The sequence below is a fragment of the Sphingopyxis granuli genome, assembly GCF_001559015.1.
Taxonomy (GTDB): Bacteria; Pseudomonadota; Alphaproteobacteria; order Sphingomonadales; family Sphingomonadaceae; genus Sphingopyxis; species Sphingopyxis granuli.
Window position 1 is genome coordinate 209,171 of sequence record NZ_CP012199.1, and the last position, 24,516, is coordinate 233,686.

Consider the following 24,516-nt stretch of genomic DNA (forward strand, 5'->3'; position numbering starts at 1 on the left):
GGATGCTCCGTCGGTTGGACCGCGACCGTCGCGGCCTTCATGGCGACGAAGCCGTCGGGCGGGTCGGACCTGCACCCGGAGCAAGGCGCAGGGCCGAAGCGTCAGCGGAGGATCGCGTAGGCCGCCGATTTTGTTTCGCGATGGAAAGGCGCGGGTTCGGGGTCCCCGCGCGGCCTGCCGCGTGGGGTGGACATGCGCCGCCGGAAAATCGTCGGCCGCAGCCATTGCCGATCCGGCCCGGCTGACGGCCGATCGCCCTCTCGAAGGCCGAGGCGTGATCCCTCTGACGGGTCCAGCAGCCAGGGAGCAAGGCGGCGCCGGACCGCCTCGCTTTCAGATACCGGCTATGCTGCGATCGCCATGAAGCGAGCGACGTCCTGGGGGGCGAGCTGCACGCGGATTCCCGACCGGAGCGCATCGAGTCCAAGCAGGCGCAGATCTTCGTTGCAGTCCCCGAGCACCGGCGAAAGCACGATCGCTTCGATCCCGGCCGCATTGGCGCGTTCGATCAGATTGTCCCGCGCGCCGTCTCCTGCCGGATCGTTGTCGCGGACGATGTAGAGCCTGCGAAGCGTCAACGGGAACAGGATGGCGGCAAGGTGCGCCGCCGAGAGCGCGGGCGCGATCGCCATGTCGGGCATGACCTGACGCAACGACAGCATGGTTTCGATGCCTTCGCCGGCCGCCATCACATCGCCGGGCACGCCGATGCGGACGGCATGACCGAGCAGATCGCCCATTGCCTTGCGCTGCGTGTCGATCGGCGCCTTGTCGGAGCCGTCGGGCGAGAGCCAGGTACGATGGGCTCCGGTGATCGTGCCGCCCAGATCGGTGACCGCGGCGATCATCGCCGGCCAGGTTTCGGTCGGGCCGTCATCCTCGGGCCGGTAATAGCATCTCGGATGAAAGCGCAGGCTGCCGGTTCCGTGCAAAGCCGTAATCCCGCGTTTACGGAGATACGTTTCCACGATGGTGCCCGCGATCGGCTGCGACATGGCGAAGAGGCGGCGCGCCGCCTCAGACGATCCCGATGGGGCTGGCGCTCTGCCCTGTCGTGATGGCGCCGGTCGTGGTTCGGGTTGCGGCATGCTGAGGAAGCTGCGCGCTTCTTCGACGACATCGGTGAAGTCGATGAGGCCGAGCGATTCCCGGATCACGTCGAGCAGGTCGCCATGCTCGTCCGTGGCCGCATCGTTCCATTTGCCCGCTGGGCCCTTCGGCGTATCGCGGAGCCGCACGAACATCGAGCGGCCCTTGGCGTTGCGAACGTCGCCAACCTGCCAATAGCCGCCCTGACGGCGACCGTTGGAAAGGTAGTGGCGGCAGACCGCCTCGGCCTGCCGGCCGAGACGGTGCGCCAGATCGGAGGCGTCGATCCGTGCCATCATGCCGCCTCCCGCTCGGAGATGCGCGACAGCGGATAGGTGTCGAGCAGCTTTCCGAGGATGGTCGGGCCGGTAGCGTCGACGGGCACGAAGAAGCGCAGCTTCCACGAGATGATCTCGCTATACAGCCCGTAGCTCCGCAGCCGGTCGCGCATCGCGTCCGTGAATCCGGAGAGTTCGATGCGGTTCGCGCCCATGACACGGGCACGGCGAAGCTGAAGGCCTTCGGCAAGGTCGAGAATGGTGCGGCCGTCGATCAGGGCCGCATGGGCGTCCTCCACGCCGAGGTTGGTCGCGCCGGTCGAGGCAGCGTTGGCGGCCCAGGCCGGTGAGACGCGTCGGCCGATGATGCGCTCGCCGTCATCGGTCTGAAGGCGATAGACGCGCGTCGACTCGTTGGGCAGGCGCTTCCAGACGGGCAGCAACAGGCCGCTGACCATATGGATCGTGCTCTCGGCGAAAGTCGGGACCTCCGACACCTCGCGCTGCCAGATGGCGGCGAAGGCCTCGCGATCGACCTCCCGCCAGTGGCTGTCGGCCATCATTTTCAGCGAGGCGTGATGCTGCTCCATCGGCCGGATCAGCCGCACGCGGCTTTCAATCTCGCCATCATCGAGCATGAGCGACGGCGCCGGAATCTGTACGGCGGCTCGGCCAGAGCGCTCATTCACGAGCAGCCGGGCATGCGGATCGTCCAGCCAAGCCAGCGCGCTCTCCGTCGACGTCGGCCGATTGCGGCGGCGCTCGACAAGGCTGAGAAGACGCGCTTCCGCCCCCGTCGCGGGATGGGTGTAGATGGTGGTCCGCTTGGTGACGACGAAGCTCTCCGCCGTCAGCGTCTCCAGTCCGATGTCATAGACACCACTGGCGATCGCGCCCGCCACCTTCGCCTCGAGCAGAAGTTCGAAGGCGGTGAACAGGATGCCTTGCAGCTCGATGGTGAGGGCGAGCAGCCGGTTGAGGAAGGTCGTAATCGGCGGCAACTCATCCTTGATGCCGTTGGCATCCATCAGTTTCAGGCCGGTGGCGTCCTCGAAACGCTGGAGCGAGCAGCCCTCGACCTTGCCCCGCACGATCTGGAGATAGAGCTGGCGAAGGGCATCGCGCGCGTAGGTCGATTCCAGATTGTCCTCGGGCCGGAACAGGCCCTGTCCGCCGGTCTGGCGCTGGCCGCGCGTGATCGCGCCCAGCGTGTCGAGGCGGCGGGCGATAGTGGAGAGGAAGCGCTTCTCCGCTTGCACATCCGTGGCGATCGGTCGGAACAGCGGTGGCTGCGCCTGGTTGGTGCGGTTGGTGCGACCGAGGCCCTGAATGGCGGCGTCCGCCTTCCAGCCCGGTTCCAATAGATAGTGAACGCGCAGGCGCTGATTCCGCGCGGAGAGTGCGGCGTGATAGCTACGCCCGGTGCCGCCCGCGTCCGAGAAGACGAGGATGCGCTTCTGATCGTCCATGAAGGCGCTGGTCTCGGCGAGGTTCGCCGATGGCGCGCGGTTCTCGACGACGAGGCGATGGCCCTTGCGCACGATGCGCCGCGATCGGCCCGTCACCTCCGCGACCGTCTCCGTTCCGAAACGCTGCACGATCTGGTCGAGCGCGCCAGGGACTGGCGGGAGCGATGCGAGCCGTTCGATCAGATCGTTGCGACGGGCGACGGCTTCCCTGCTCTCGACAGGCTGGCCATCCCGATAGACGGGACGCGACGACAGATTGCCCTCCGAGTCGGTGAAGGGCTCGTAGAGCTGCACCGGGAAGGAATGGGCGAGATAGTCCAGGACGTATTCCCGCGGCGTGATGTCCACGCGCACGTCGTTCCATTCATCGGTCGGAATCTCCGCCAGCCGACGTTCCATCAAGGCTTCGCCGGTCGAGACGATCTGAATGACGGCAGCATGGCCCGCATCGAGATCGCCTTCGATCGAACGGATTAGCGTCGGCGTCTTCATCGACGTGAGCAGATGGCCGAAGAAGCGCTGCTTGGCGGACTCGAATGCCGAGCGAGCGGCGGACTTGGCCTGCTTGTTCAGCGTGCCGTCGCTGCCGGTGATGTTGGCGGCCTGCATCGCCGCATCGAGATTGTTATGGATGACCGCGAAGGCTCCGGCGTAGGCGTCGTAGATGCCGCGCTGTTCGCCGGTGAGCTGGTGTTCGATCAGCTCGTATTCGACGCCGTCATAGGAGAGCGACCGGGCGGTGTAGAGCCCGAGTGAACGCAGATCGCGCGCGAGCACCTCCATGGCCGCCACGCCGCCGTCCTCGATGGCTTCGACGAATTCGGCGCGGGTGGCGAAGGGGAAGTCCTCGCCGCCCCAGAGGCCGAGGCGCTGCGCATAGGCGAGGTTGTGGACCGTGGTGGCGCCGGTGGCGGAGACATAGGTCACGCGCGCGTTCGGCAAGGCGTGCTGGAGGCGCAAGCCTGCGCGGCCCTGCTGCGAGGCGGCGACATCGCCGCGTTCTCCCTTGCCGTCAGCGGCGTTCTGCATGGCGTGCGCCTCGTCGAAGATGATGGCTCCATCGAAATCGGAGCCCAACCAATCGACGATCTGCCGGACGCGCGAAACCTTCTCGCCGCGGTCGTCGGAGCGTAGCGTGGCGTAGGTCGTAAATAGGATGCCTTCCGACAGGGTGATGGGCTTGCCCTGCGGGAAGCGCGAGAGGGGCGTGACCAGCAGCCGTTCCATGCCGAGCGCTGACCAGTCGCGCTGCGCGTCCTCGATCAGCTTGTCCGATTTCGAGACCCAGACCGCCTTGCGGCGGCCGCGCAGCCAGTTGTCGAGGATGATGCCCGCTGATTGGCGGCCCTTACCGGCGCCGGTCCCGTCGCCGAGCATGTAGCCGCGCCGGAAGCGCAAGGCGTTTTCGGCGTCGGGGGGAGCAGCCTTCACCAGATCGAAGGTCTCATCGACCGTCCATGATCCGGCGAGGAAGTCGGAATGGGCTTCGCCGGCGAAGATGACGGTTTCGAGCTGGGCGTCGGACAGGAGATCGCAGATGTTCGCCGGCAGCATCGGCCGGTAGCTCGGCTTGGGCGGCGCGATGCTGGCCATGGCCGCCGACTGCACGAGCTTGGTCGGATGCGCCTGTGCGCCGGGGATGCGGATCGACTGCAACCCGTATTCTTCGTAGATCGCCTCGGTGAGACGCGCGCCCTCGGGCGGCGTCCAGTCGACGGTCTCATAGGCGAGTTCGGCCCCCTCCGGCTCAATGGCGAGCGACGCGGCTGGGCGAGCCGCCGAGGCGCGCGCGAGATAGCCGCGCACAATGCGCGGTGGAGCGGCCGGACCGGCAGGCGGGGCTGACGGCGTAGCGGCAGCGAGGCGTGAGGGGACCTGAGCCTCGACCCAGCCGAGCAGAGTCGCGACATCGGGCGCAACGCCCGCAGAGGCCGGGAAGACGGCCGGATCGTCAGCCGGGAGCTTGTCGATGACGGTCAGCCGGGTCTCGATCGTCGTGCCGTGCCGAGCGTAGACCGAGCCGTCGATCGCTGCGGTGAAGACGACGCGGCCACACTTCTGGAGCCGCCTGAAAGCGTCGGTCCAGGCCGGGATTTCGGGCCCGAAGTTCGCGCCGGTGATGGCGACCAGCCGGCCGCCGTCGGCGAGACGCGCCAGGGCCGAGGCGACATGCCGATAGGCGGCATCACTCATGCGGCCGGAGACATGGGCCATGGCCGAGAACGGCGGGTTCATGATGACGACGGCGGGCGCGTGGGTCGGCGGGAGATGATCGTCGATCTGGGCCGCGTCGAAACGCGAGACGGCGATGGCTGGGAAGAGAGCGGCGAGCAGATTGGCGCGGGCGTCGGACAGCTCGTTGAGGAGAAGTTCGCCGCCGCTGATCTGGGCGAGGATTGCGAGCAGCCCGGTGCCGGCCGACGGCTCAAGCACGAGGTCGCCCGGCGCAATGGCGGCCGCGGTCACGGCGGCGAGCCCAAGCGGCGTCGGCGTCGAAAATTGCTGCAATGCCTGACTTTCCTCGGAGCGGCGCGTGTGCGTCGGCAGGAGGCCGGTGATTTTCGTGATGGCGGAAAGCCGTGCAGCCGGAGAAGCGGCTTTGCGGAAAAGCGCCTTGCCGTATTTCTGAAGGAAGAGGACGGTCGCAGCCTCGCAGGCGTCATAAGCCGTCTTCCAGATCCAGGCGCCGGTCGTGTCCGACGCGCCGAACGCTGCTTCCATCGCGCTGCGTAGCGCAGCGGCGTCGATGCGCTCGCCTCGCTCGAGGTGGGTCAGAAGACGCAGGGCCGCGCCGAACGCGGCGACCTCTGCTGCAGGAACGGGAACGACAGGAGGGGATGCGGCGGCGTCGGCCGCCGCTGATGTCAAAGCCAGGGTCATGGGAAATGCCTCGGGAGAGCGGATACGGGAAGCCCGCGCGGCGCTCTCTCTCAACCGCCCGGACTCGCCCCGTTCCGGCCGCCCTCTTCCTCTCAAGGGACTCGCAATGGCTGACATGAAAAAAGCGCCCAACCGCGAAGGCTGGGCGCTTTGGGTATCAACCGAACCGGCGACCGGCCTCGGTGAAGGTGTAGTCGTTGGCGGCGATGGATTCGTCGATCGCCTCGTCGGAGGTCAGATGCTCATACTCGCGTTCGAGCTGGCGATAGAGCCACCGGGCGAGATCGCGCAGCGCCTCGGTGACGGCGTCTTCCGCGCCGTCGGTCAGGGGCTGCCAGGTCGGACTGTCGCGCTCCACGGAAACCGACATGCAGTATTCATGGTAGTAGCGCCCGTGATGCGTGGTTTCGGCGCGGAGCTGGAAGAAATTGCGCTGTTGCACGGCTTGCAGCGCGTCGGCGATGCGATGCAGGGTCTCGTCCTGAGGGGCGTAATCGCACAGCGCCTTCGGCGCGCCCTTGCGATAGCGATAATAGGCCTCGAAACAGGCGCCGTCGCCCTGGCTCCAGAAACCGGAAAACCAGATGCGAGGCTCCTGACGGTTGCCGCCACCATAGAGCCGGACCGGCCGGGTCTTGAAGGACAGGCCGAGCAGCTCCCCGATGCGGACGAAATCGTCATAGACGCACTCGAACCAATCGTGCTCGACGCCGTTCTCGCGATACCATGATCGCGCTGTCTCCTTGGCCGGTTCGGAGAGTTCGCCGAGCCGATAGACGGTGGTTTCGATGACCTCAGGCATCGGGATCGCCTCCGTCGAGCACGTCGGCGAGCCAGCCGCTGGTGTAGGTCCAGGCCACCGTCTCGCCGGTGGCGAGGTCGAGCACATGCGCGCCACCGCCGAAGGCGTCGACGCGCGGTCTTGAGCAGGTGTTGGCGTATTGGAAGCCCCAGCGCCCGGTCAGTGTGAACTCGGCGGCGCAGCGCTTCACGAACTGGATCAGGCGTTCGGGATCGCCGGTGACGTCGTCGCGCATCCAGAGCTTGCTCCCGCCATGCTCGGGCTGGATCGAGAGCAGGAAGCCATCGGACGGGGGCTCCTCCGACGCGCCCTCTTCGGAGAGCGTGTTGTAGAGGTCGAGTGCCCGCGCGGCATTGTCGGGGGTGCCGACGTCGAGCAGGCAGGAAAAATGTGTGAAAAAGTCGGCCATGGCAGGCTCCTGAAACGACAAAGCCCGGCGCGAGGCCGGGCTGATTGAAGGAATGGGACGGGGTCAGGCCGCCTGCGGCAGCCGGAGAAGATCGGTGGCGATTTCGCGCCACAGCGGATCGACCAGACGCGCTTCAAGGCGGGAGGCTTGGTAGCGAAGGTCGCGCGCCGATCCGTGATCGCCGCGTCCGGAGGCGGCGAAGGCCAGGCCCCGAATCCGGCTCGCTTCGGCGACGATGCGGCAGGCTTCGCGGTCGCTGGCGACGGGGTGCTGCCAGAGGATGACGCCGGCGCGGATGTCACCGGCGAGGACCAGGCCCAGCGCGTTATCCTGCACGACGATCAACCGTGGCCGGAAATGAAGCGTGTCATCCGGGCCGATAAGGATGTCGTTGCGCGCGACGCGCATGGCGGCAAAGGTCATGGCGTCTTCAGGGGACGCCGCGTCGCCGAGCGGAATGGTCCGGTCACGGCAGTCGGCGTCGGTGGCCCCGGCATAGCTGATCGTGCCGAGGCAGGAGACGCGTAGCGGGAGTTTCTGCGCGCGGTGAAGTGGCGGCAGCACCTTCTCCGCGAGGATCTGACCGATCGAGACAAAGGGGGCAGTACTGGCATGGGTCATCGGGAATACTCCGCGACGGGCGACGGAGGCCTCTCCTCCACCTGCTATCCCGTCACGGCAGACCGGCCCAAACTCTCCCTCTCATCGCCGGTGCTGAAGCCGATCCCGTCAGTAGCCGAAGGACCAGGAGGGCCACGCCTGACCGTCGTCGGAGGCAATGACCGCCGCGGCCAGATAGGTCGCGTCCCCTTCGACGACGGCGGGATCGCGCACCGGGGTTTCGTCGATCACGGTGACGCGGGTGACAAGGCCGTCCTCCACCTCGACATGGACGGGGACGAGATACTGGAACACGACGCGGCGCGTCGTCAGCGCGTTGATAACGGGCATGATGATCTCCTTGAAGAAATACGGGGAGCGGCCGAGACCGCTCCCCGTTGTCGTGTTCACTCGGCTGCGACCAGGCCGGCTTCCTCGTCCTCGGCATCGGCGCCATCGTCCTCCTCGCCATCCTCGGCGAGGAAGTCCGGCAGCGCCGTGTCATCGCCGCCGTCCGTCTGCTCCCCGGCATCGTTGGCCTGTTCGCCGTCGAGCGAGGCGAGCCGCAACGGCTCGGGCAACCAGCCGGTGTCGGCCAGCAGGCGCTCGGCTTCCTTGGCCATGTCGCCCTTCTTCAGGTGGTCGATGAGCTGCGCGGCCCTCTCGCCGGCGCCTTCGCGAACGGCTTCGAGGATACGCGGCTTGGTGACACGGCCGAGATAGTTGCCCACGGTCGGCCGCCAGCCCGCCGCGACCATGTCGAGGCCGGTTTCGCGAGCGAGCCGGTCCGCCTGCGCCATTCGCACGTCGAGGCCATGGCGGCTCACGCCCGAACCTGAATGCGGATTCGGCCGCTCGAAGAGCGCGTTGACGCCGTAGCTGACACACAGGGCCAGCAGGTCCATACGTGATCCATCGTCGAGATGGGTCAGCCAGGCCCACAGCGCCTCGTCGTCGGCCGGGACGTGATCGCCCCAGCGTTCATGCCGCTCGTTGACCGCGCGGGCGGAGTCGCTCTCCTTCAACTCGTCGGATTGAGCCGGAAAGAAGATGTGCCGGACACTGGCCTCGAGGCAGCCCGTTGGCGCGGTGTGGCGGAAGGTGTCGCTGACCAGCTTGTGCAGCAACATGGTCATGGCGACCTGCGGATTTTCCGCCACCGCATTGCGCAGCGCCACCGTGCGATGGGCCGTCAGCTCGATCACGAGGCGTTCGGGCAAGGGTTTGAGGCTGTCGTCGTCGTCCTCCTCGGGCTCGGCGGGCTGGCCTCCGATGGTGATGACCGCGCGCTGGACAGCGGGCGCATTGCTGCCATCGGCGTCGGTCTGATCGTCATCGCCGTCGGACTCGACCGGCGCCTCGTCCTCAGGCCGCACATAGCCGCGCTCGACCAGCAGCGAGCCGTCGCTGTCGAGACTGACGAAAACGCCGGCGATGCGGATATCGGCCGGATCGTAGGTGACGGGCCGCCGTTCGAAGGCTTCCAGTGCCTGCTCGATCTCGCCAAGGCGCTGATCGATGTCGTCGGGCAGCTCGTCGGCCTCGGAATATTCCTCCTCGATCCGATCATACTCGGCTCGCAAGGCTTCGCGGGTTGCGCGCTCCTCTTCGGTCAGATCGACGATCGTGCCAGAAAGTTCGCGAAGGCCATGATCGTGGCCGTAGGGAAAGCTCATGGCCACATCGACCCATTTCCAGCCCTCAGCGGCGATCTCGTCGGCGCAGGTCTTGAGCTTCTCGGCGACGAGTCGATCGAGCAGAACGGGGTCCTGCAGCCAGCCGCCGTCGTCGTCCTGGAACAGGTCGCGCAGGATGCAGCCGCCTGCGGCCTGGTAGGCGTCGATACTGACGAAGACCGCGCGCTTGTCGGAGGCGCGGACCGTGGTCTCGGTCAGCATGCGGCGGATCTGATAGGGTTCCTTCGACCAGCTATGGCTGATCGCTTCCCACACCTGCTCCTGACGCGCGTGGTCTTCCGAGATCGAGAAGGCCATGAGCTGTTCGAGGGTCATGCCGTCTTCGGCATAGACGTCGAGGAGCGCGGGCGAGACGGTGACGAGCCGCAGGCGCTGCTTCACCACCTGGAGCGGGACGAAGAAGGCGGCCGCGATGGCCTCGTCGGTCATGCCCTTGTCGCGCATGGCTTGGAAGGCGCGGAACTGATCGAGCGGATGCAACGGCGCACGCTCGATATTCTCGGCCAACGACACCTCGTCGATCAACACATCGGCCTTGGAGTCAGAGACGACGCAGGGGACCGGTGCGGTTTTGGCGAGGCGCTTCTGCTTCACGAGCAATTCGAGGGCGCGGTAGCGGCGGCCGCCGGCGGGGACTTCGAACATGCCGGTCTCCGCACCTTCGGCGTTCACCACGGGACGGACATGGATGCTCTGGATGAGGCCGCGGCGGACGATGGACTCCGCCAGTTCGTCGATGGAGACGCCGGCTTTCACGCGCCGGACGTTGGACTGACTCAGCACCAGCTTGTTGAAGGGGATGTCGCGTGAGGACGACAAGGTGATCTTCTGAACGGCAGTAGCCATCGGGATGTACTCCGCGACGGGCGGCCGAAAGCCTCTCTCTCGGCCTCCAACCCGTCACGAAAATCCCGTTCCCCCTCTTACTCTCTCACCCCGAACCGCGAACGCTTCAGGAAAGCCTATCGCCGCGTGGAAGCGCAAAGCCTCAAAGCCGACTTCACGCCTTCACGTATTTGCGCGTCAATGGCCGCCGTGCCGTGACCGAGCGGCCTGATAGAGAATGCGCTCTGCCGCCCGGATGCTGCCGGCCTGCCGCGCGGCTTCCACCCAAACGGAGAGCGGGAAATCCCCCGTGAAGAGGATGTCCCGTTCGATCCCCATGCCGAACGGCAGGCGGAGCGACGACATCTCCTGCAGCGAGAAGGAGCCAAGCTCAGGGTTACCGAGATCGGCCAGCCCGAAGAACGTGTCGCCATCCTCGTCCAGTTCGGTGGCGAGCCAGACGCCTTCACCCAGCGGGTTGAAGAATTTTACGAGCGGCACATGGTCGGTATCGCGCCGGCGGCCATTGGCGAGTAGCGGCTTACGCAGTTCGTCGGTCAGGAGGATCATGCCGCCCTCCTGTCGCAATCGGGAATGCTCGCCTCGAGGCGATCTCCGGCGTCCGCTTCGGGAAGGTGTGCGAGCAGCCAGTCGGCGGCCTTGCTCGCCTGACTTGCGGCGCGCACGATGGCGCGATTGTCCTCGCGCAGAACCTCGAGCCAGGAGCCTATATAATCGGCGTGGCGGACGGTCGGGACGATGCCGAGTGAGGCGCAGCAAAAGGCGGCGTTCATCTCGGCGATATATCCTGACAGTCCAGCCCCAATGTGAATTCCAGCAGCATTTTCCCGACCCGGTTTCATGCTGCGATCTCCTCGGACTGAGGCTGCTGAGCGTGCATCCAGTCAGCGGCGGCCTGAGCCTTGCTGGCGGCAGTGAAGATTGCGCGCGGATCATCCTTGAGCGCCCGGAGCCAGGAGGCGACGTAAGCGGCATGGTCGGGGCGCGGATGGTGCGCGATGCCGAGGTCAGCGAGGACAAACGAGGCGGTCAGCTCGGCGCAAATCTCCTCGATCGCAAGACTGTCACGCTTGAACCGCTCCGCGAAGTTGCGGTCGAGCCGGTGCTTGGCCCCTGTGGCGTGGGCCGCCTCGTGCAGCAGGGTGCCCATGTGCGCCGATGCATCGCGAAAACTGGCGAAGCCTGGCATAAAGATGCGATCAAGGTCGATCCGGTAGTGGGCATCATAGGCGCCTTCCGTAATCGGAATCTTCAGTGCCTCGACGAATGCATCAGCGTGTCCGAAGCGCTCGCTCTCGGGCAGTTGTGCCACCGGCTCGGGCTCGTATCCTTCGACCTGGGCAAGGTTGAACACCGTGAACGCGCGGGCGAACATGCGGCCAGGACCTGCCTCTGCGTCATCACGATCATCCTCGGCGCGCGATGCAGCCTGCTTCCAGAACACGACGGTGGTGCCGTGCTCACCCTTGCAGACCTGGGCCCCGAGCGAGGCCCACTGACGGTAGGTGCCCCACAGCCCGCTGGAATATGCGCTGGCCTCAGCAGCGATCCACAATGCCAGCACATTTACTCCCCGGTAGCGCTTGCGCGAGGTCACGTTCTGGGGCCGCGTGGTGGCCGCACCGTCGTGATGCCAGGGCATACGCCAGTCGCCGGCACCGGCTTCTATGGCGGCAACGATCTGGGTGGTGATGCGGGAATAGACGTCGGCGCGCTCGGCTGTCGGATGGGTCCGGGTCATGGGATATCTCCGCGACGGCCGGAGGGAATCTCTTTCCCGCTCCTTCAATCCGTCACCCTAAAATCGGCCCCTCTCCTCTCCCGCCACACCGCAAGCCGGTGTGGCGGCACCTGGCGCGATCTGGGCGAGGACAGCTTCGATCCGTGCCACCTCTGCTTGCAGCGTGACGCGCTGCGGCTCAGGAAGACGCTTCTCGCAAAGCAGTGCGCGCGCCTCGTCGGCCCCGCGCTGCCAAGCCGGACGATGCCGCTCAGCGATGCAGGCGTTGGGACAGCGGACCGGCTCACACATGGCGATCATCGGCGCGGGCGGGCCCGGTTCGGTGATCCGGTTGAGGCAGAGCGCGGTAGCGGGGTCGAAGAAGCAGTCAGCCAGCGGCCCGACGTGCAAGGTCCGCGCGAGACTTGCGAGCATCGTGCGCAGACGCGCCCGGTCGGCAATCATGGCTGGAAGCGGTGACAGATCGGCGGCGTCATCCAGCGCTGCTCCCACGCGGTATGCAGCAGGGCCGCCAAGGCGCGCGCCACCTTGCCGCTCGTCGAAATAGACAAGGATATCGTCGATCTGGCCGAGTGCCCGCTGCGCCTCGACTTCGCCGCGAAAACCCGACCGGCTGCTCCCGGCATAGCCTTCGAACGCGGCGACACTGGCGTGCTTGTACTGGATCATGCCGGCAATCGTGCCGAAGGGGCGGTTGGCGATATGCCAGGCGATGGTGCGGCGAAACTGCCGGGTGGTGATCCGCCATGGCACCCCGGCAGGGCCTAGGGGAATGACCGGGGCAATATCTGAACCGAACCGATCGTTGAGATGGTCGCGGAAGCGGTTCAGTTGCCGGACAATCTCCGAGGACACATGGGTCTTGGTGTTGACCCTGAGCGCGAGGACCGGCCACAGCGTCGTGGTCCCGCGTGCGCGTCCGGCCCGCGCGGACAGCTGCTCGAGCACGGCCACCGCTTCGGCGACCGGTGCAATCGTCACCCACTCGGCCTCCTCGCCGCGACCGAGCTTGCCCTTGTAGGCGATCGACCGGATGCGGTGGCGAAGGATGGCGCCGTCTTCGGCCCTGACCACTTGCAGGCAACCGCGCTGCATGGCCTGCAACTCGCTGTCGCGCATGCCCGAGAGGTAGGCGCAAACGACATAGGCCGCAGCCTGAAGCATGGCTTCCTCCAGCGCGAGCGCCTTCGCATCGAAGCGAGGCCGCCATGGCAAGCTGCTCGTCGGGTCGAGCGATATCGGCGTATCCATGCCGCCATCTTCCGTGCCCAGCTCGTCGATGGCAGCCGCAATCAGGTCCGGCGCACCGGTGGTCAGTCCAAGATGCATGGCCGGCTCGGACTGTGCATCGATGCCGGCGTGCAGGTGCATCAGATGGTAGTTTATCGGCGGCGTGACCTCGCCGGTCCGCTGATCGGTCCGCGTCGTACCATTGTGGGAGTTGGTCCAGATGGGAATACCGCGGCCTTGTCGCCGCAAGGTTGCTATGTATGCGTTGAGGCGCCGGCGCTGCCGCGCTCGCCGGATGATGGGATCGAGTCCGGCCTCCTGTGCGAGCAACCGGTTGCGCCTCGCTTCGAGGCGATCAAGCTCCCCGCGCGCGGCAAGGATATCGCCAGAAAAGTGGGTCACGTAGCGCAGCGACCAGGCCAGAAGCGGCGTGATGATCTCTTCGGGAATGCGCGGCGTCCGGTTCTCGCCGGCGATGTGCCTGGCACCTGCCACAGAGTACGTGTTGCGTTCCGGCCATGGCTCAAAGGAAAGGCGCGCAGTCGGCAGGTGCCGACGCAGTTCGTGGAGGTCGAAGATCACGCGCAGCAAATCTGCAGCTGCCACCGGACGCAGCCCGGCGGTGCGCAACGAGCGCGCAAAGCGGTCGACGAGTGGCTGATCGACCGGTGAAAGATCGAAACGGCCAAGCTCCGCCTTCACGAAGTTGAAAAAGCGCAGGGCCCGGTTCGCCTCGCCCCGCACCGCCGCCGGCTCAAGCTTGCGGCGATGCCCTGGCAGGTCGGTGTTGAGCCGTGCATGGAGGAACTGGCGCAGCGCATCGGCAATGGCGGGATCTTCGATGCCGCCGAAATGCACGGTGACGTGGCAGCGCCTTGCATTGTCGCGAAACACGCCGGGCGAGAGGTCCCAGCTCGGATCGCCGTAGCACGAGAGGTCCGCACGATCGAAGCCGGGGCGCAGGGCCCCGGAAATAAGCACCGGCAAGGCATCACGATCATCGGTCGCTGTGGTCTGTGACGCGATGGCAGTCATGCCCGTGCCTCAGGCGGAAGGTAGAGCGCGGGAGGATGAGTTGCGATCTGCGTGCGGGCCTGCGCCACAACGTCATCGCCGAAAGCGGGCAGGATCTGACGGGCGATGCGTGCATGGGCATGGCCGAACTTGGCGGCCCACTCGGCCTGGCCCATCGCGGTGCGTTGCTCGTCGATGAAGGCCAGGAACGCGAGGATGGCGGGCAGCTTGCGCGCGGTAATGACGGCGTTGCGGCAATCGAGGCAGCCCCAGAACGGTGTCGGGCATGGCGATCCGGCGGTGCTAAACGGACTGGTATAGAAACCGGCGCAGCTCGCGAGCCAGACGTCCTGCTCGCCGTCGAGCAGCGCAATGGTATCGTCAGTGCCGCGGAAATCGGGGTCTGTAACGGAATCGCGTAGCTGCGCTTCCTCAAGCGGTGGCAGTAGCCGCGGACCTGCAACAGCTTCCTCAAGAGCATCTACGACGGTCTGCTCGTGCAATGGCCGCAGCGACGGGACATCGGCGTAATGCCGCGCGGCAATCTCGACCGTATGCCCGACAGCAAAGCGGGTCATGTGTCCTTCGGTCTTGAGGTACCAAAGGGCCTTGTGCGTCTTGCGCAGCTGGGAGAGGCGCAGATAGAGCGGCGTGCCTGCATCATCGACGATACCGTGCCGAGCAGTCCAGGCGTCGATGGTCGAGCGGGGATGGCGAATGCCGTCGGCGATCTCGCCGTGCTGATAATAGACCCACAGGCAATCGGAAGGATTATGCGCCCGCGCCTTGGCCGAGTGTGCAATGATGCGCCGGATCAGGCCGCCCGGCGTGGTCGAGCCGCCGTCGCGCACCCGGATAGTCTTGTGTTCAGCGCCGTGCGCGCGAAGCTTGATATAGGCGATGTCCACGGTTCCGCCCGAGGCATTGCGCAGGCAATCGATGGTGAGCGTCTTGCAGCACTCGAGTTCAAGCCCGGTCTCCAGCGAGAGCAGAACGAGCAGCGGCACGATATCGGCAGCCGTGAGGTGATGGGCTGCGTGAAGGCTGATGTTCATGTCCGGAGCCGGCATGTTGCGGCTCCGGAATCGCCGGTGGAGCGCCTGCCACTCGGCATCGCGATAGTACAGCACCCCGCGTGCTTCGATGGCCGTATGGGCTCTTCGGGTCGCAGCCTCGATCTCAGGAACTTCGTCGAACCGGGGGCCAGCACGCAACCGCGCATCGATGGCGGCAAGGTCGGCGCGTGCCGCGTCGCGGAGCTGGCGGGCGACTAACGGGCTGTAAGCATCGCGCGGCCGCGGCCTCACATGGGGGTGCGAACTGACGTAGCGCAGCCGCTCGCGAAGCTCGGGGTGGATGGCACCCGCCGTATCGGTAGCGATCCGGCGAAGGACGGCAACGATCTTGGCGACCACGGTGGGAAGATGCACCCGCGACTTGCCCGCAGCTTCGAGCCAGGCCTCGAAGCCGTCGATATGACGGGCGCGCAGGTCCGCAGGGCCATCGATCCGGTCCGTTGTCGTCGCGAGGTAGGCGAAGAAGCGCGGCAGTGTGTTGGTATAGGCCTTGACGGTCGTCCGCACGATGATCGGCCCGCGCGGCGCAACCAACGAGAACAGGCCGCGGGCAAAGGCGAGCGCGAGGCCACGCGGGCGCAGGGTGGTGAAATCGACCAGCACCCCGCCGCCGTATGGGGGATCGATAGTGAAGCGCAGCGCACTGACCTGATCCCAGGGATCGGCACCCTGCGTTGCACCGTCTTGCTCAAAGCTGACCTTGCGCCCCTTCCTGGGTGAGCCGGTCATGCCGGGAGGTATCCCGGCACGCGCGCAAGCAACTCTTCGACCGCCGCATCGACGGTATCGGCGCGGGTAGCAAGATGATCGAGATAGATCGACGTGGTGGAAAGACTGGAATGGCCGAGCAGGCGTTGCACCTGCTGAAGCGGGTCGCCGAGCAACTGGCGATAGCCTTCCATGGCGCCTGCCGGTGCGGCTGCTTCGGCGAGGCGGCGCTGGATCAGCATCGCCAGCATGTGAACAGCGAAGGAATGCCTGAGTTGATGGGGGCTGACGCGAACGGGAATGCCCGCATCCGCGCAGCGGCGGCTCGCCCGGGCGAAGATCGCTTCCCATGAGTTGGGGAGCACAGGATGCCCGACCTCGGTAAGCCACAGGACGGCAGCTTCACATGGCGTGCCATCGTCGGCGCAGATGACAAACCTTGCCCGCTCGTCGGGGGTGACGACTTCCATATCCATAGTGCCGCCGCCAACCAGATGCATCACGGTCGGCAGCAGTGGTGGGCGATGTATGAAGATCGGGCGTTCGATGGCATCCCAGCCTCTGCGCGCCGTGAACTTGGAGACGGCCGAAGCGCGCTCAACCGCCATGTAGGCATCGAATGCCGACAGCAGTCGGCGTGGCAGCAGGATGGTACGGCCGCGATCACCCTTGGTCAGCGCCGCTGGAAGCTCGACCCGGCGTTGGCGCTCTGCGCGCGCATCCCCAACGGGAATCTCGGCGGCGAGCAGGAAGGAAGCTTCTTCGAGCCGCAATCCGGTCGTGACCAGCAGGTCCGCGAAAAGCGCGTTGCGCGCACCATTGCGGTCGCGTGCTCCGGGGCGCTCGGCTCCCTCGACGGTCAGGCCACGCAGTCCGACGTCCCGAAAGGCCTGGTAGTCGGCCAGATCGACAAAGCGGACATCGGACCGGCGGGCAGCGCGCTCGTAGGCTTCGTTGCGACCGGCAATGGCAGCGCGACGGCCCCCGTATGATCTTCGCCACACCTGCCGGTGGGTAAATGGGGTGCGTTCGACCAAGCCTTCGACTGCGGCCCAGCGGTATAGCTTGTCCAGCGAGGCAATCGCCCGGTTCCACGTCGATGCGGAAATCCGGAACTCCGCATCGCTGCGCCGGCGCGCGCGATAATAAGCACCGACATCATCGGCATCGGCTTGCCAGACAGTCTTGCCACGGACCGAGCCCAGGAAACGAACCCAGACCAGAATATCGTAGCCATGCGCGCGCAGCGAGTGGCGCGAACGCGCGCCGTTCAGCGGCAGGTCCAGGAAGAAGCGATCGAGGTCCGGATCATAGATCGCCTCCTCGCGCAGGATCACCGGAATGTAGGCGTCCAGGCCATCCGCTGCGCGGCGTTCCTGGATAACGATCAAGGCCCCTGAAATATCCACAGCTTGCCAGTCCCTCCCCCGGACCCCCTCCCCGAATCCAGAACGCACCCGTTGCGCGCCTGCGGGACGGTGGTCATCAGGCCGGATTACGCCAGCTTATGGATAGCGCTTCATCCGGCCTGATGCCCCCCTGCGTTGCGCCAAATCATACCGTTCAATGGTGCGTCAGGCACGGTGCAGACTGTCCAGATAAGGCCACCAATTCCTCGAACGCGTACTTTTTCGTTCCGAACGCGCCGGAGAAATCACGTCCGAGGCGGGAAGCATGGCCTGTGGCGTGGCCGAGTTCATGCAGCGCGGTCCGGTGCCAATTGATCGGCTCGAAATAGGCCTGGGGCGGCGGCACCTGCACATAGTTGTGGGCGGGAACGTAGAAGGCACGGCTCCCGCCGATGCGGAAGTCGATTCCCGTTGCCCGGATCAGCGCCTCGACCCTTGGCTCGATCATGCCCGACGCCGGGGGCGGCGCTTCGACGGCAAGATTCTCGGGCAGCCCCTCGCACTGCGCCGCATTGAAGACCGTGAACCGCTTCAGAAATGGAATGGCGGTCGCCTCTTCGCCGGCCTCGCGCGCGCGGCGCTTTTCATCGTCAGGCACAAAGCGGTCGGCGTAGACGACGGTCGTGCCATGCTCGCCCTTCCGGACGTTCCCGCCGAGCGAGAGCGCCTGGCGAAAGGTGAGCCACTGCTGGGAAGGAAAACCGTGCTGGATGACGGCGCCCCAGAGGATCAGGACGTTGATGCCGGAATACTGGCGCGAGGTCGCCGCGTTCCTCGGCATGGCGAGCGGCGCCTTGGCCGCGGCCGTGCCCCAAGGCTGGACCCAGGGAAGCCGACCATCCTCCAGCTCGGCGATGATCTTGTTGGTGACGTCGTCATAGAAATTGGTGCGGTCGCCGGTACGACGCGCGGCGCGATCCATTCTGGCCATCGGGATAAACTCCACGACGGGCGCCGGGAGCCTCTCTCCCAGCCCTCAACCCGTCACGGAAGATCCGTCCGCACTCTCACTCTCGGGGCGTTGCGGGGTGTCCCCGCAGAAGGGGTCGGCCGAGACCGTGGCTCGGCCGCAGGGGAAGGCTTTCCCCCTTCAATCGATCCCTCGTGGCGACCGGAGCTACGAAGGACGGTTGGGTTGAGTTTGAAAGCTTTGTGGCCGTTGAAAAATGTCAGAAACTCGCATATATTTCTGACAGGAGAATGATGGTGCAACGTCTGACCGAACAGATCCTGGCGCTCGCCGAGACGCTGCCGGAAGGAACGCCGCTGGCGGCAAAGAGCCTTCTCCACCTCGGCAGCCGCGCTGGGGTGGACCAGGCTTTGTCGCGTCTTGCAGAACGAGGGCATCTGATCCGTGCCGGGCGCGGCGTGTATCTGCGTCCGATCAAGAGCCGGTTTGGAGCACGCGCGCCTTCGGTGGAACAGGCCATCGAGGCGCTGGCGGTGCAGCGCGGGGAAGTCATCGTGCCGAACGGCGCGGCTGCCGCAAATGCGCTGGGGCTGACGACGCAGGTGCCGGTTCGCTCTGTTTATCTGACGTCGGGCCGGAGCCGCACTATGACCTTGGGCAAGCAGCTCGTGGAATTGCGCCATGCGCCACGCTGGCAGCTTGCGCTCGCCGATCGCCCCTCAGGCCAAGCGGTTCGCGCTCTAGCCTGGCTTGGGCCGGAGAAAGCGGAATCGGCGCTGAAGGCTCTGAAACGAAAGCTCCCACCGTCGGCGTTCGGCGAACTGGTGGCCGCCGCGCCGCAGTTTCCGACCTGGCTTGCCCGAAGCGTCGGCAAGGCGGCCCATGGCTGATCCCTTTCTGTCCCTGTCGGCGGCGGACCGTCGTGACGCGCTGGGCGTGGCCGCCGATCGTTCAGGGCGGCCCGCCCATCTGCTCGAGAAGGACGTTTGGGTCGTCTGGGCCCTTCAAACCGTTTTCGGCTCCGCGCTCGGCGACCATCTCGTTTTCAAGGGCGGGACATCGCTTTCAAAAGCCTACGGCGTCATTCAGCGCTTCTCGGAAGATGTCGATCTGACCTACGACATCCGAGCGATCGCGCCCGATCTGGTGGGCGACAATGGCGAGGCCCTGCCGGCAACGCGCAGCGAAGAGAAGCGCTGGTCGAAAGCGGTGCGCCACCGCCTGCCGGAGTGGATTTCGGGCACGGTGCAGCCCCTGCTCATCGACGCCATTGGAGCGCAGGGCGTGTCGGCCGCGACCCGGGTCGACGGCGAGAAACTCTTCATCGACTATGAAGCGACCTCTACCGGCTCCGGTTATGTCGCGCCAAGCGTCATGCTGGAATTCGGCGCCCGCTCGACCGGCGAACCGGCCAGCGTGCGTGATGTGGTCTGCGATGCGACGGGCCTGGTCGAGGGCGTGACGTTCCCCGCGGCGTCGCCGCGCGTGATGCACGCCGAGCGGACCTTTTGGGAAAAGGCAACCGCGATCCACGTCTTCTGCTTGCAGGAACGGCTTCGCGGGGAGCGGTTCGCTCGCCATTGGCATGACGTGGTCCGCCTGGATGACGCCGGGATTGCCGACGCGGCCGCGGCTGATCGAGATCTCGCCCTGGCGGTAGCACGGCACAAAAGCATGTTCTTCGCGGAGAAGGCGGCGGACGGCGCGCCCGTCGACTATGAGGCCGCCGTCAACGGATTGTTGCGGCTCGTGCCGAGCGGCGAGGCGCGCACGGCGCTGGCCTCGGATTACGAACATATGGTGGAAGACGGGCTGCTACTTAAGGACGCCGAGCCCTTTGAGAGGCTGATCGAGCGATGCGCAGACATCGCCGACCGGGTAAATCGCGCAGCAAAATAAAGAAGTGGGGGGAAGCATGGGGCTGTATGAGCGGTGGTGCGAATCCACCAAGGAAAAAGACAAGCGCAAACACTACTGGACCTATGTCGAGAAGGATGGCGGCCGCGACGAGATCAGCGGCGACCTCGCCGAGACCATTCGTTCCCACTATGATCGTCTCGAGCGTATCGCCGAGGATGTCGAGCGCCTCGGATACACGGTTGCCGCCAAGATTCTGAGCGAGGCGATGCCTCAGACGGCCAAGGGCCGCTCCGGAGACCTGGGGGAGATTCTCGCGACCGAGCTGGTGGAGGAAGAGATCGGCCTGCGCGTCCCCGTGCGCCGGCTTCGCTACAAGGACGGCCGCAACATGGCCATGCGCGGCGATGATTTCATCGGCGCCGGCTATGGCGGCCAGGACGAGAAATTGTGGCTTCTGAAGGGGGAAGCCAAAAGCAACATGAAGCTCGGCAAATCCACCGTGACAAGCGCTCGCAAGGTGCTTGATCGCGACAATGGCCGCTGCACGCCGGACTCGCTGCTGTTCGTCGCCAACCGTCTCCTGGAGAGCAACGATCCCGACGAAAACGCGCTGGGCCGCGACCTCCGCGATGAGGTGGGTTTGAGGTCGCTGCGCGCCGATCGCATCGACCACATGCTTTTCACCGTTTCCGGCAACGGCCCCCATGCCTCGCTGAAGGAAGATCTCGAGACCGCCGGGACCAATCGCGACCACTACGTCGTGAACATCCACGTCGAAGATCATCAGGACTTCATCGCGGCCATGTACGAAGGGGCGCACGATCTTGGAGACGCCTGATGAACTGACCGCCTTCCTAGCCACCGCGACCGTCGACGGCATCCTTGGCCGATTGCTCTATCGTGGCGCTGCATGGTCGCTGATGCGGGAAGCGGGCGTATTGCCTCAGACTTCCCCGCCCTTGGGCGCCACAATCGAAACCGACCTCGCCGAACACGGCTTTGCCTTGCTTCGGGGCGCCATGGCCTTGCGTGCCCAGACCGGCGCGTCAGACCTGACGAACAAGGCTTTCGAACGGGCGGCCAACGCCTTTGAGGCGCTGGTGAGAAACGGTGATCCCGAGGCACCCGATCGCGGCTTCCGCCGCACCATCGCGGCTGCCGCCTATCACCTGGCCGGCTTCTCGGCCGTCGCCTATTCGCTGTTCAACGAGACGGTTGAAGATCTCAACGCATCGCCCGGCGAAACGGCGATCCGTCATCTCATCCTGCGCGATCTCGATCAGTTGCGCGGCTTCGTTCGCGACTGGCTTGGCGACGAGGCCCACGGCGACGAGCAGATGGGCGAAGCGCTGGGCGGCGATGAGCCCGACATCGACGACGTATTGTCGACCATTCTGAATACGACGATTTGTCGGGCTCTGGCCTACTTCGACTTCGCGCTGGAAACAGGGGAAGAGGAGCCGATCGACGCCGCGCGCGATCTACTGGCCACTGCGGTCAGCCTAGCCGGCAACGCCGGGAATGTACCGTTGTGGTGGATCTCGAATCTTTGCCGCCATCTGATCGACGACCTCTGGCAGCATTCATTGCACCGGAGCCTGCCGACGGAGCCACCCGCTGGAACGGAGGAGCGATACCCCGACCTCCGGCGGCTGTTCATCGGTTCGCTGTACGCGCGCAAAACCTCCGAAGTGGAGCTATGGCCTTCTCAGCGCGAGGCCGCGCAGCGGTCGACCGATGTCACCGACGACCTGGTCGTGGCGCTCCCCACGAGCGCGGGGAAGACGCGCGTTGCGGAAATCGCCGCGTTGATGACCTTGTCATCGGCGCGTCGGGTATTGATTGTCACGCCGCTGCGCGCGTTGTCGGCCCAGACAGAACGCTCTTTCCGCAAGACCTTCGCGCCCCTCGGGTTCAGCGTCTCCTCGCTTTACGGCGCCAGCGGCCTTTCGGCAGGCGACGAGGATGCCCTGCGCACCCGCGAGATCATCATCGCCACACCAGAGAAGCTCGACTTCGCGCTTCGAAGCGACGCTTCCCTGATCGATGATGTCGGGCTGATCGTTCTCGACGAAGGGCATATGATCGGGCCCAGCGAGCGTGAGATCCGCTACGAGACGCTAGTGCAGCGTCTGCTGCGCCGCCCCGACGCGGCCAACCGCCGGATCGTCTGCCTCTCCGCGATCCTGCCGAGCGGCGACGAGTTGGATGACCTCACCGCCTGGATACGTTCCGACGAACCCGGCGAGCCCGTGCGTTCCGACTGGCGCCCCACGCGTCAGAGGTTCGGCGCCCTAACCTGGCGCGGCAAGGATGCGCTGCTGCGGCTCGACCTCGACGATGGCGGTCCCTTCCTCGACAAGTTCGTCGAGGAGAAGCCTGCACGCGGAAGGGAAAAGAAGCCGTACCCGCGCAAGAACTCACACCTGGCCCTCTTCGCGGCGTGGGAATTCGCCGGCCAGGGGAAGCGCACCCTGATCTTCTCCACCCAGGCCAACTGGGTCGAGAGCTATGGCAAGCAGGTCGTTGATTTATGCAAGCGCGGCTATCTCAGCTCTCTGCTGGACGACGAGGCGCCGATCGCGCGGGCGCTGGAGGTCGGCAAGGAATGGCTGGGAGAGGACCATCCGGCGGTCGCTAGCCTTAAGGCCGGCGTCGCCATCCACCACGGCCGTCTGCCGAGCCCGTTCCTGCGCGAGCTGGAGGTACTGCTCTCGGAGGGCGTTCTCAAAGTGATCGTCGCCTCGCCGACGCTCTCCCAAGGGCTCAACCTGAACGCCGCTGTCCTGCTCGTGCCCGCGCTCTATCGCGCCGGTGAGAAGATCAAGGGCGAGGAGTTTGCGAATGTCGCAGGCCGGGCCGGGCGCGCCTTCGTCGATGTCGAGGGCCTGATCGTCCATGTCATGTTCGACAAGACCGATTGGCGAAAGAAGGAGTGGAGGAAGCTGGTTGCCTCCGCCAAGGCCCGCACGTTGAAAAGCGGCCTCATCCAGATCGTCGCCGAGATCCTCGAGCGCCTGTCGCGAGAGGGTGTGCTCGATCGCGATGACGCCTGGGAGTATCTCGCCAATTCCCGGGAGGCGTGGCGATCGCCCGACGAGGAGGCCGAAGTGGCTGAACGCCTTGCCGCCGCCGTGGAATACGACGCCGACGGCGACGAGAACGATGACGAGGACGAGAGCGAGGCTGACGAAGAGGAAACGATCGACGAAGAGCCGTTGTCGCAGATTGTCGAGCGCCTCGATGCGACCGTGTTCGGCCTGATCGAAGCGCTGGATGCGGATCGCGCCGATCTCCCGAAGTTGCTGGACGAGGCCCTCAAGGGATCACTCTGGGCTCGTCAGATTGCGCGCGAGGAAGAGGACGTCGCACCCCTGCACAAGAAGGTCTTCGAAGCACGCGCCGACCTTATTTGGAAGACCACGACCGAGCAGGCGCGCCGCGGTCATTTCGCAATGGGCGTTGGGCTCGAAGCGGGGCTCTCCATCGACGCGATGGCCGACGTGCTGGCCGAGCTGGTCGACCGGGCCGATGGCGCTGCCCTGAGCGGCGACGTCGACGAACTCGCCGACGCTCTCGGCGGTCTGGGCGAACGTCTGCTGTTCATGCGCCCCTTCATCCCCGACAAGAAGAACGCGCTGCCAGCCAATTGGAAAGCCATCCTGCGCGCCTGGATTTCCGGGGAGGAAGTCTCCAAGATCGGGCCACAGAATATGCGGGCGGTCGAAGAGGCCTTCACTTATCGCCTGGTTTGGGCGCTCGAAGCCATTCGCACCCGGCGAATGTCTCTCGGCTGGTCGCCGGAGACGGTGGCGGGCGGCGCGGCGGCAGTAGTCGAAACGGGCGTACCGCAATTCATGATGGCGATGCTGATTCGCGCCGGTCTACCTTCGAGGACAGCAGCCATGGCCTCCATCAACGAAACCAAGCCAATGTTTGTGACTCCGGCGGAAATGCGCGCATGGCTTGAATCCGATGAAATCACAGCCTTCACGGATTTGGGCGATTGGCCAACGCCCGAAACGGCGGCATTGTGGGCCCGTTTCAGGACTGAGGCGCTCAGTGGTGGGATTCAGAAATGGTCAATCTATCGCAACCGACGTTTGCTCGATGTTCCCGTTGAATCAGCACCTCGCGCAGGGCTTTACCGAATTATCACTGATGAAGGAGATGGGAGGACTTGGCTAGCGACGCCCGACTATCAGCGGCTCGCTGCGTTTAGGAAGCATGCTGTTGATCCGAAGCCTAGCTTGCTTTCAGGTAGGCTTCCAGAGGGCGTCAATCTTGTCGACGTCTTGCGCGTTGGCCGGGGTAAAATGCGATGGCCACCCGCGAATGCTTGAGGTGGTGAATTGCTCTGGTGCAAACAGGCAAGAGAAAAATGCGGGATCTGTGGGTCAGTAGCCAAAGAAACGCCCGCCGCAACAGAAGAGTAGCAAGACATTCCGGACGCATTCGATAAAAAATAGTCTAGAGGACGCCGGAATGTGAAGGCATT

General features: G+C 65.5%; 17 protein-coding genes and 1 pseudogene. 4 read left to right on the forward strand and 14 right to left on the reverse strand.

Annotated features, from left to right (window positions below; all coding sequences use genetic code 11):
• Positions 1–344 precede the first annotated feature (344 nt).
• The 14 genes and pseudogenes from SGRAN_RS01020 to SGRAN_RS01085 all read right to left on the reverse strand — a co-directional run bounded on the left by SGRAN_RS01020 (position 345) and on the right by SGRAN_RS01085 (position 18,170).
• A complete protein-coding gene (locus SGRAN_RS01020; RefSeq protein WP_012561394.1) occupies positions 345–1,385 on the reverse strand; it encodes a DUF7146 domain-containing protein in 1,041 nt (346 codons plus the stop codon).
• Positions 1,385–5,716 (reverse strand): bifunctional class I SAM-dependent methyltransferase/DEAD/DEAH box helicase, encoded by a 4,332-nt coding sequence (locus SGRAN_RS01025; protein ID WP_067179936.1) that lies wholly within the window; start codon positions 5,714–5,716, stop codon positions 1,385–1,387. The genes SGRAN_RS01020 and SGRAN_RS01025 overlap by 1 nt, the downstream gene beginning before the upstream one ends.
• A gap of 157 nt (positions 5,717–5,873) precedes the next feature.
• Positions 5,874–6,518, reverse strand: a complete 645-nt coding sequence (locus tag SGRAN_RS01030; protein ID WP_012561396.1) for a hypothetical protein — start codon at positions 6,516–6,518, stop codon at positions 5,874–5,876.
• Entirely contained in the window at positions 6,511–6,927 is a 417-nt protein-coding gene (locus SGRAN_RS01035; protein ID WP_067179938.1) for a hypothetical protein, read from the reverse strand. Before SGRAN_RS01035 ends, SGRAN_RS01030 begins: the two co-directional genes overlap by 8 nt.
• A 63-nt stretch (positions 6,928–6,990) precedes the next feature.
• Positions 6,991–7,548: a hypothetical protein gene (locus SGRAN_RS01040; RefSeq protein WP_012561398.1), complete on the reverse strand. Its 558-nt coding sequence runs from the start codon at positions 7,546–7,548 to the stop codon at positions 6,991–6,993.
• Between the two features lie 108 nt (positions 7,549–7,656).
• Positions 7,657–7,878, reverse strand: coding sequence for a hypothetical protein (locus SGRAN_RS01045; protein ID WP_012561399.1), 222 nt, complete (start codon positions 7,876–7,878; stop codon positions 7,657–7,659).
• A gap of 56 nt (positions 7,879–7,934) precedes the next feature.
• Positions 7,935–10,070 (reverse strand): ParB/RepB/Spo0J family partition protein, encoded by a 2,136-nt coding sequence (locus tag SGRAN_RS01050; protein WP_012561400.1) that lies wholly within the window; start codon positions 10,068–10,070, stop codon positions 7,935–7,937.
• Positions 10,071–10,247: 177 nt separating this feature from the next.
• Complete coding sequence (locus SGRAN_RS01055; protein WP_012561401.1) at positions 10,248–10,619, reverse strand: DUF2958 domain-containing protein; 372 nt, start codon at positions 10,617–10,619, stop codon at positions 10,248–10,250.
• A pseudogene (locus SGRAN_RS01060) lies at positions 10,616–10,852 on the reverse strand (zincin-like metallopeptidase domain-containing protein); the annotation flags it as partial. The gene SGRAN_RS01055 and the pseudogene SGRAN_RS01060, both read right to left, overlap by 4 nt.
• Positions 10,853–10,908: 56 nt before the next feature.
• Entirely contained in the window at positions 10,909–11,811 is a 903-nt protein-coding gene (locus SGRAN_RS01065; RefSeq protein WP_037485796.1) for an ArdC family protein, read from the reverse strand.
• A gap of 57 nt (positions 11,812–11,868) precedes the next feature.
• Entirely contained in the window at positions 11,869–14,076 is a 2,208-nt protein-coding gene (locus tag SGRAN_RS01070; protein ID WP_037485793.1) for a hypothetical protein, read from the reverse strand.
• On the reverse strand, positions 14,073–15,860 hold the full coding sequence (locus tag SGRAN_RS01075; RefSeq protein ID WP_067179944.1) for a hypothetical protein: 1,788 nt from the start codon (positions 15,858–15,860) through the stop codon (positions 14,073–14,075). The genes SGRAN_RS01070 and SGRAN_RS01075 overlap by 4 nt, the downstream gene beginning before the upstream one ends.
• Entirely contained in the window at positions 15,857–17,248 is a 1,392-nt protein-coding gene (locus tag SGRAN_RS01080) for a tyrosine-type recombinase/integrase (RefSeq protein WP_081796380.1), read from the reverse strand. The genes SGRAN_RS01075 and SGRAN_RS01080 overlap by 4 nt, the downstream gene beginning before the upstream one ends.
• A gap of 154 nt (positions 17,249–17,402) precedes the next feature.
• Positions 17,403–18,170, reverse strand: coding sequence for an ArdC family protein (locus SGRAN_RS01085; protein ID WP_455363799.1), 768 nt, complete (start codon positions 18,168–18,170; stop codon positions 17,403–17,405).
• A gap of 281 nt (positions 18,171–18,451) precedes the next feature.
• On the opposite strand from SGRAN_RS01085, the gene SGRAN_RS01090 reads away from it, so the two are divergent.
• The 4 genes from SGRAN_RS01090 to SGRAN_RS01105 are packed head-to-tail and all read left to right on the forward strand — an operon-like array spanning position 18,452 to position 24,361.
• A complete protein-coding gene (locus tag SGRAN_RS01090) occupies positions 18,452–19,048 on the forward strand; it encodes an AbiEi antitoxin N-terminal domain-containing protein (protein ID WP_013912751.1) in 597 nt (198 codons plus the stop codon).
• Positions 19,041–20,057, forward strand: a complete 1,017-nt coding sequence (locus tag SGRAN_RS01095) for a nucleotidyl transferase AbiEii/AbiGii toxin family protein (protein WP_012561404.1) — start codon at positions 19,041–19,043, stop codon at positions 20,055–20,057. The genes SGRAN_RS01090 and SGRAN_RS01095 overlap by 8 nt, the downstream gene beginning before the upstream one ends.
• Positions 20,058–20,073: 16 nt before the next feature.
• On the forward strand, positions 20,074–20,856 hold the full coding sequence (locus tag SGRAN_RS01100; RefSeq protein WP_067179946.1) for a HamA C-terminal domain-containing protein: 783 nt from the start codon (positions 20,074–20,076) through the stop codon (positions 20,854–20,856).
• Positions 20,843–24,361, forward strand: coding sequence for a DEAD/DEAH box helicase (locus SGRAN_RS01105; RefSeq protein ID WP_067179949.1), 3,519 nt, complete (start codon positions 20,843–20,845; stop codon positions 24,359–24,361). Before SGRAN_RS01100 ends, SGRAN_RS01105 begins: the two co-directional genes overlap by 14 nt.
• The last annotated feature ends 155 nt before the right edge of the window (positions 24,362–24,516 follow it).

Bases quoted from the DNA above. Each gene is read 5' to 3' on its own strand.
- SGRAN_RS01020 (WP_012561394.1), bottom strand. From the start codon at position 1,385: ATGGCACGGATCGACGCCTCCGATCTGGCGCACCGTCTCGGCCGGCAG.
- SGRAN_RS01025 (WP_067179936.1), bottom strand. From the start codon at position 5,716: ATGACCCTGGCTTTGACATCAGCGGCGGCCGACGCCGCCGCATCCCCT.
- SGRAN_RS01030 (WP_012561396.1), bottom strand. From the start codon at position 6,518: ATGCCTGAGGTCATCGAAACCACCGTCTATCGGCTCGGCGAACTCTCC.
- SGRAN_RS01035 (WP_067179938.1), bottom strand. From the start codon at position 6,927: ATGGCCGACTTTTTCACACATTTTTCCTGCCTGCTCGACGTCGGCACC.
- SGRAN_RS01040 (WP_012561398.1), bottom strand. From the start codon at position 7,548: ATGACCCATGCCAGTACTGCCCCCTTTGTCTCGATCGGTCAGATCCTC.
- SGRAN_RS01045 (WP_012561399.1), bottom strand. From the start codon at position 7,878: ATGCCCGTTATCAACGCGCTGACGACGCGCCGCGTCGTGTTCCAGTAT.
- SGRAN_RS01050 (WP_012561400.1), bottom strand. From the start codon at position 10,070: ATGGCTACTGCCGTTCAGAAGATCACCTTGTCGTCCTCACGCGACATC.
- SGRAN_RS01055 (WP_012561401.1), bottom strand. From the start codon at position 10,619: ATGATCCTCCTGACCGACGAACTGCGTAAGCCGCTACTCGCCAATGGC.
- SGRAN_RS01065 (WP_037485796.1), bottom strand. From the start codon at position 11,811: ATGACCCGGACCCATCCGACAGCCGAGCGCGCCGACGTCTATTCCCGC.
- SGRAN_RS01070 (WP_037485793.1), bottom strand. From the start codon at position 14,076: ATGACTGCCATCGCGTCACAGACCACAGCGACCGATGATCGTGATGCC.
- SGRAN_RS01075 (WP_067179944.1), bottom strand. From the start codon at position 15,860: ATGACCGGCTCACCCAGGAAGGGGCGCAAGGTCAGCTTTGAGCAAGAC.
- SGRAN_RS01085 (WP_455363799.1), bottom strand. From the start codon at position 18,170: ATGGATCGCGCCGCGCGTCGTACCGGCGACCGCACCAATTTCTATGAC.
- SGRAN_RS01090 (WP_013912751.1), top strand. From the start codon at position 18,452: ATGGTGCAACGTCTGACCGAACAGATCCTGGCGCTCGCCGAGACGCTG.
- SGRAN_RS01095 (WP_012561404.1), top strand. From the start codon at position 19,041: ATGGCTGATCCCTTTCTGTCCCTGTCGGCGGCGGACCGTCGTGACGCG.
- SGRAN_RS01100 (WP_067179946.1), top strand. From the start codon at position 20,074: ATGGGGCTGTATGAGCGGTGGTGCGAATCCACCAAGGAAAAAGACAAG.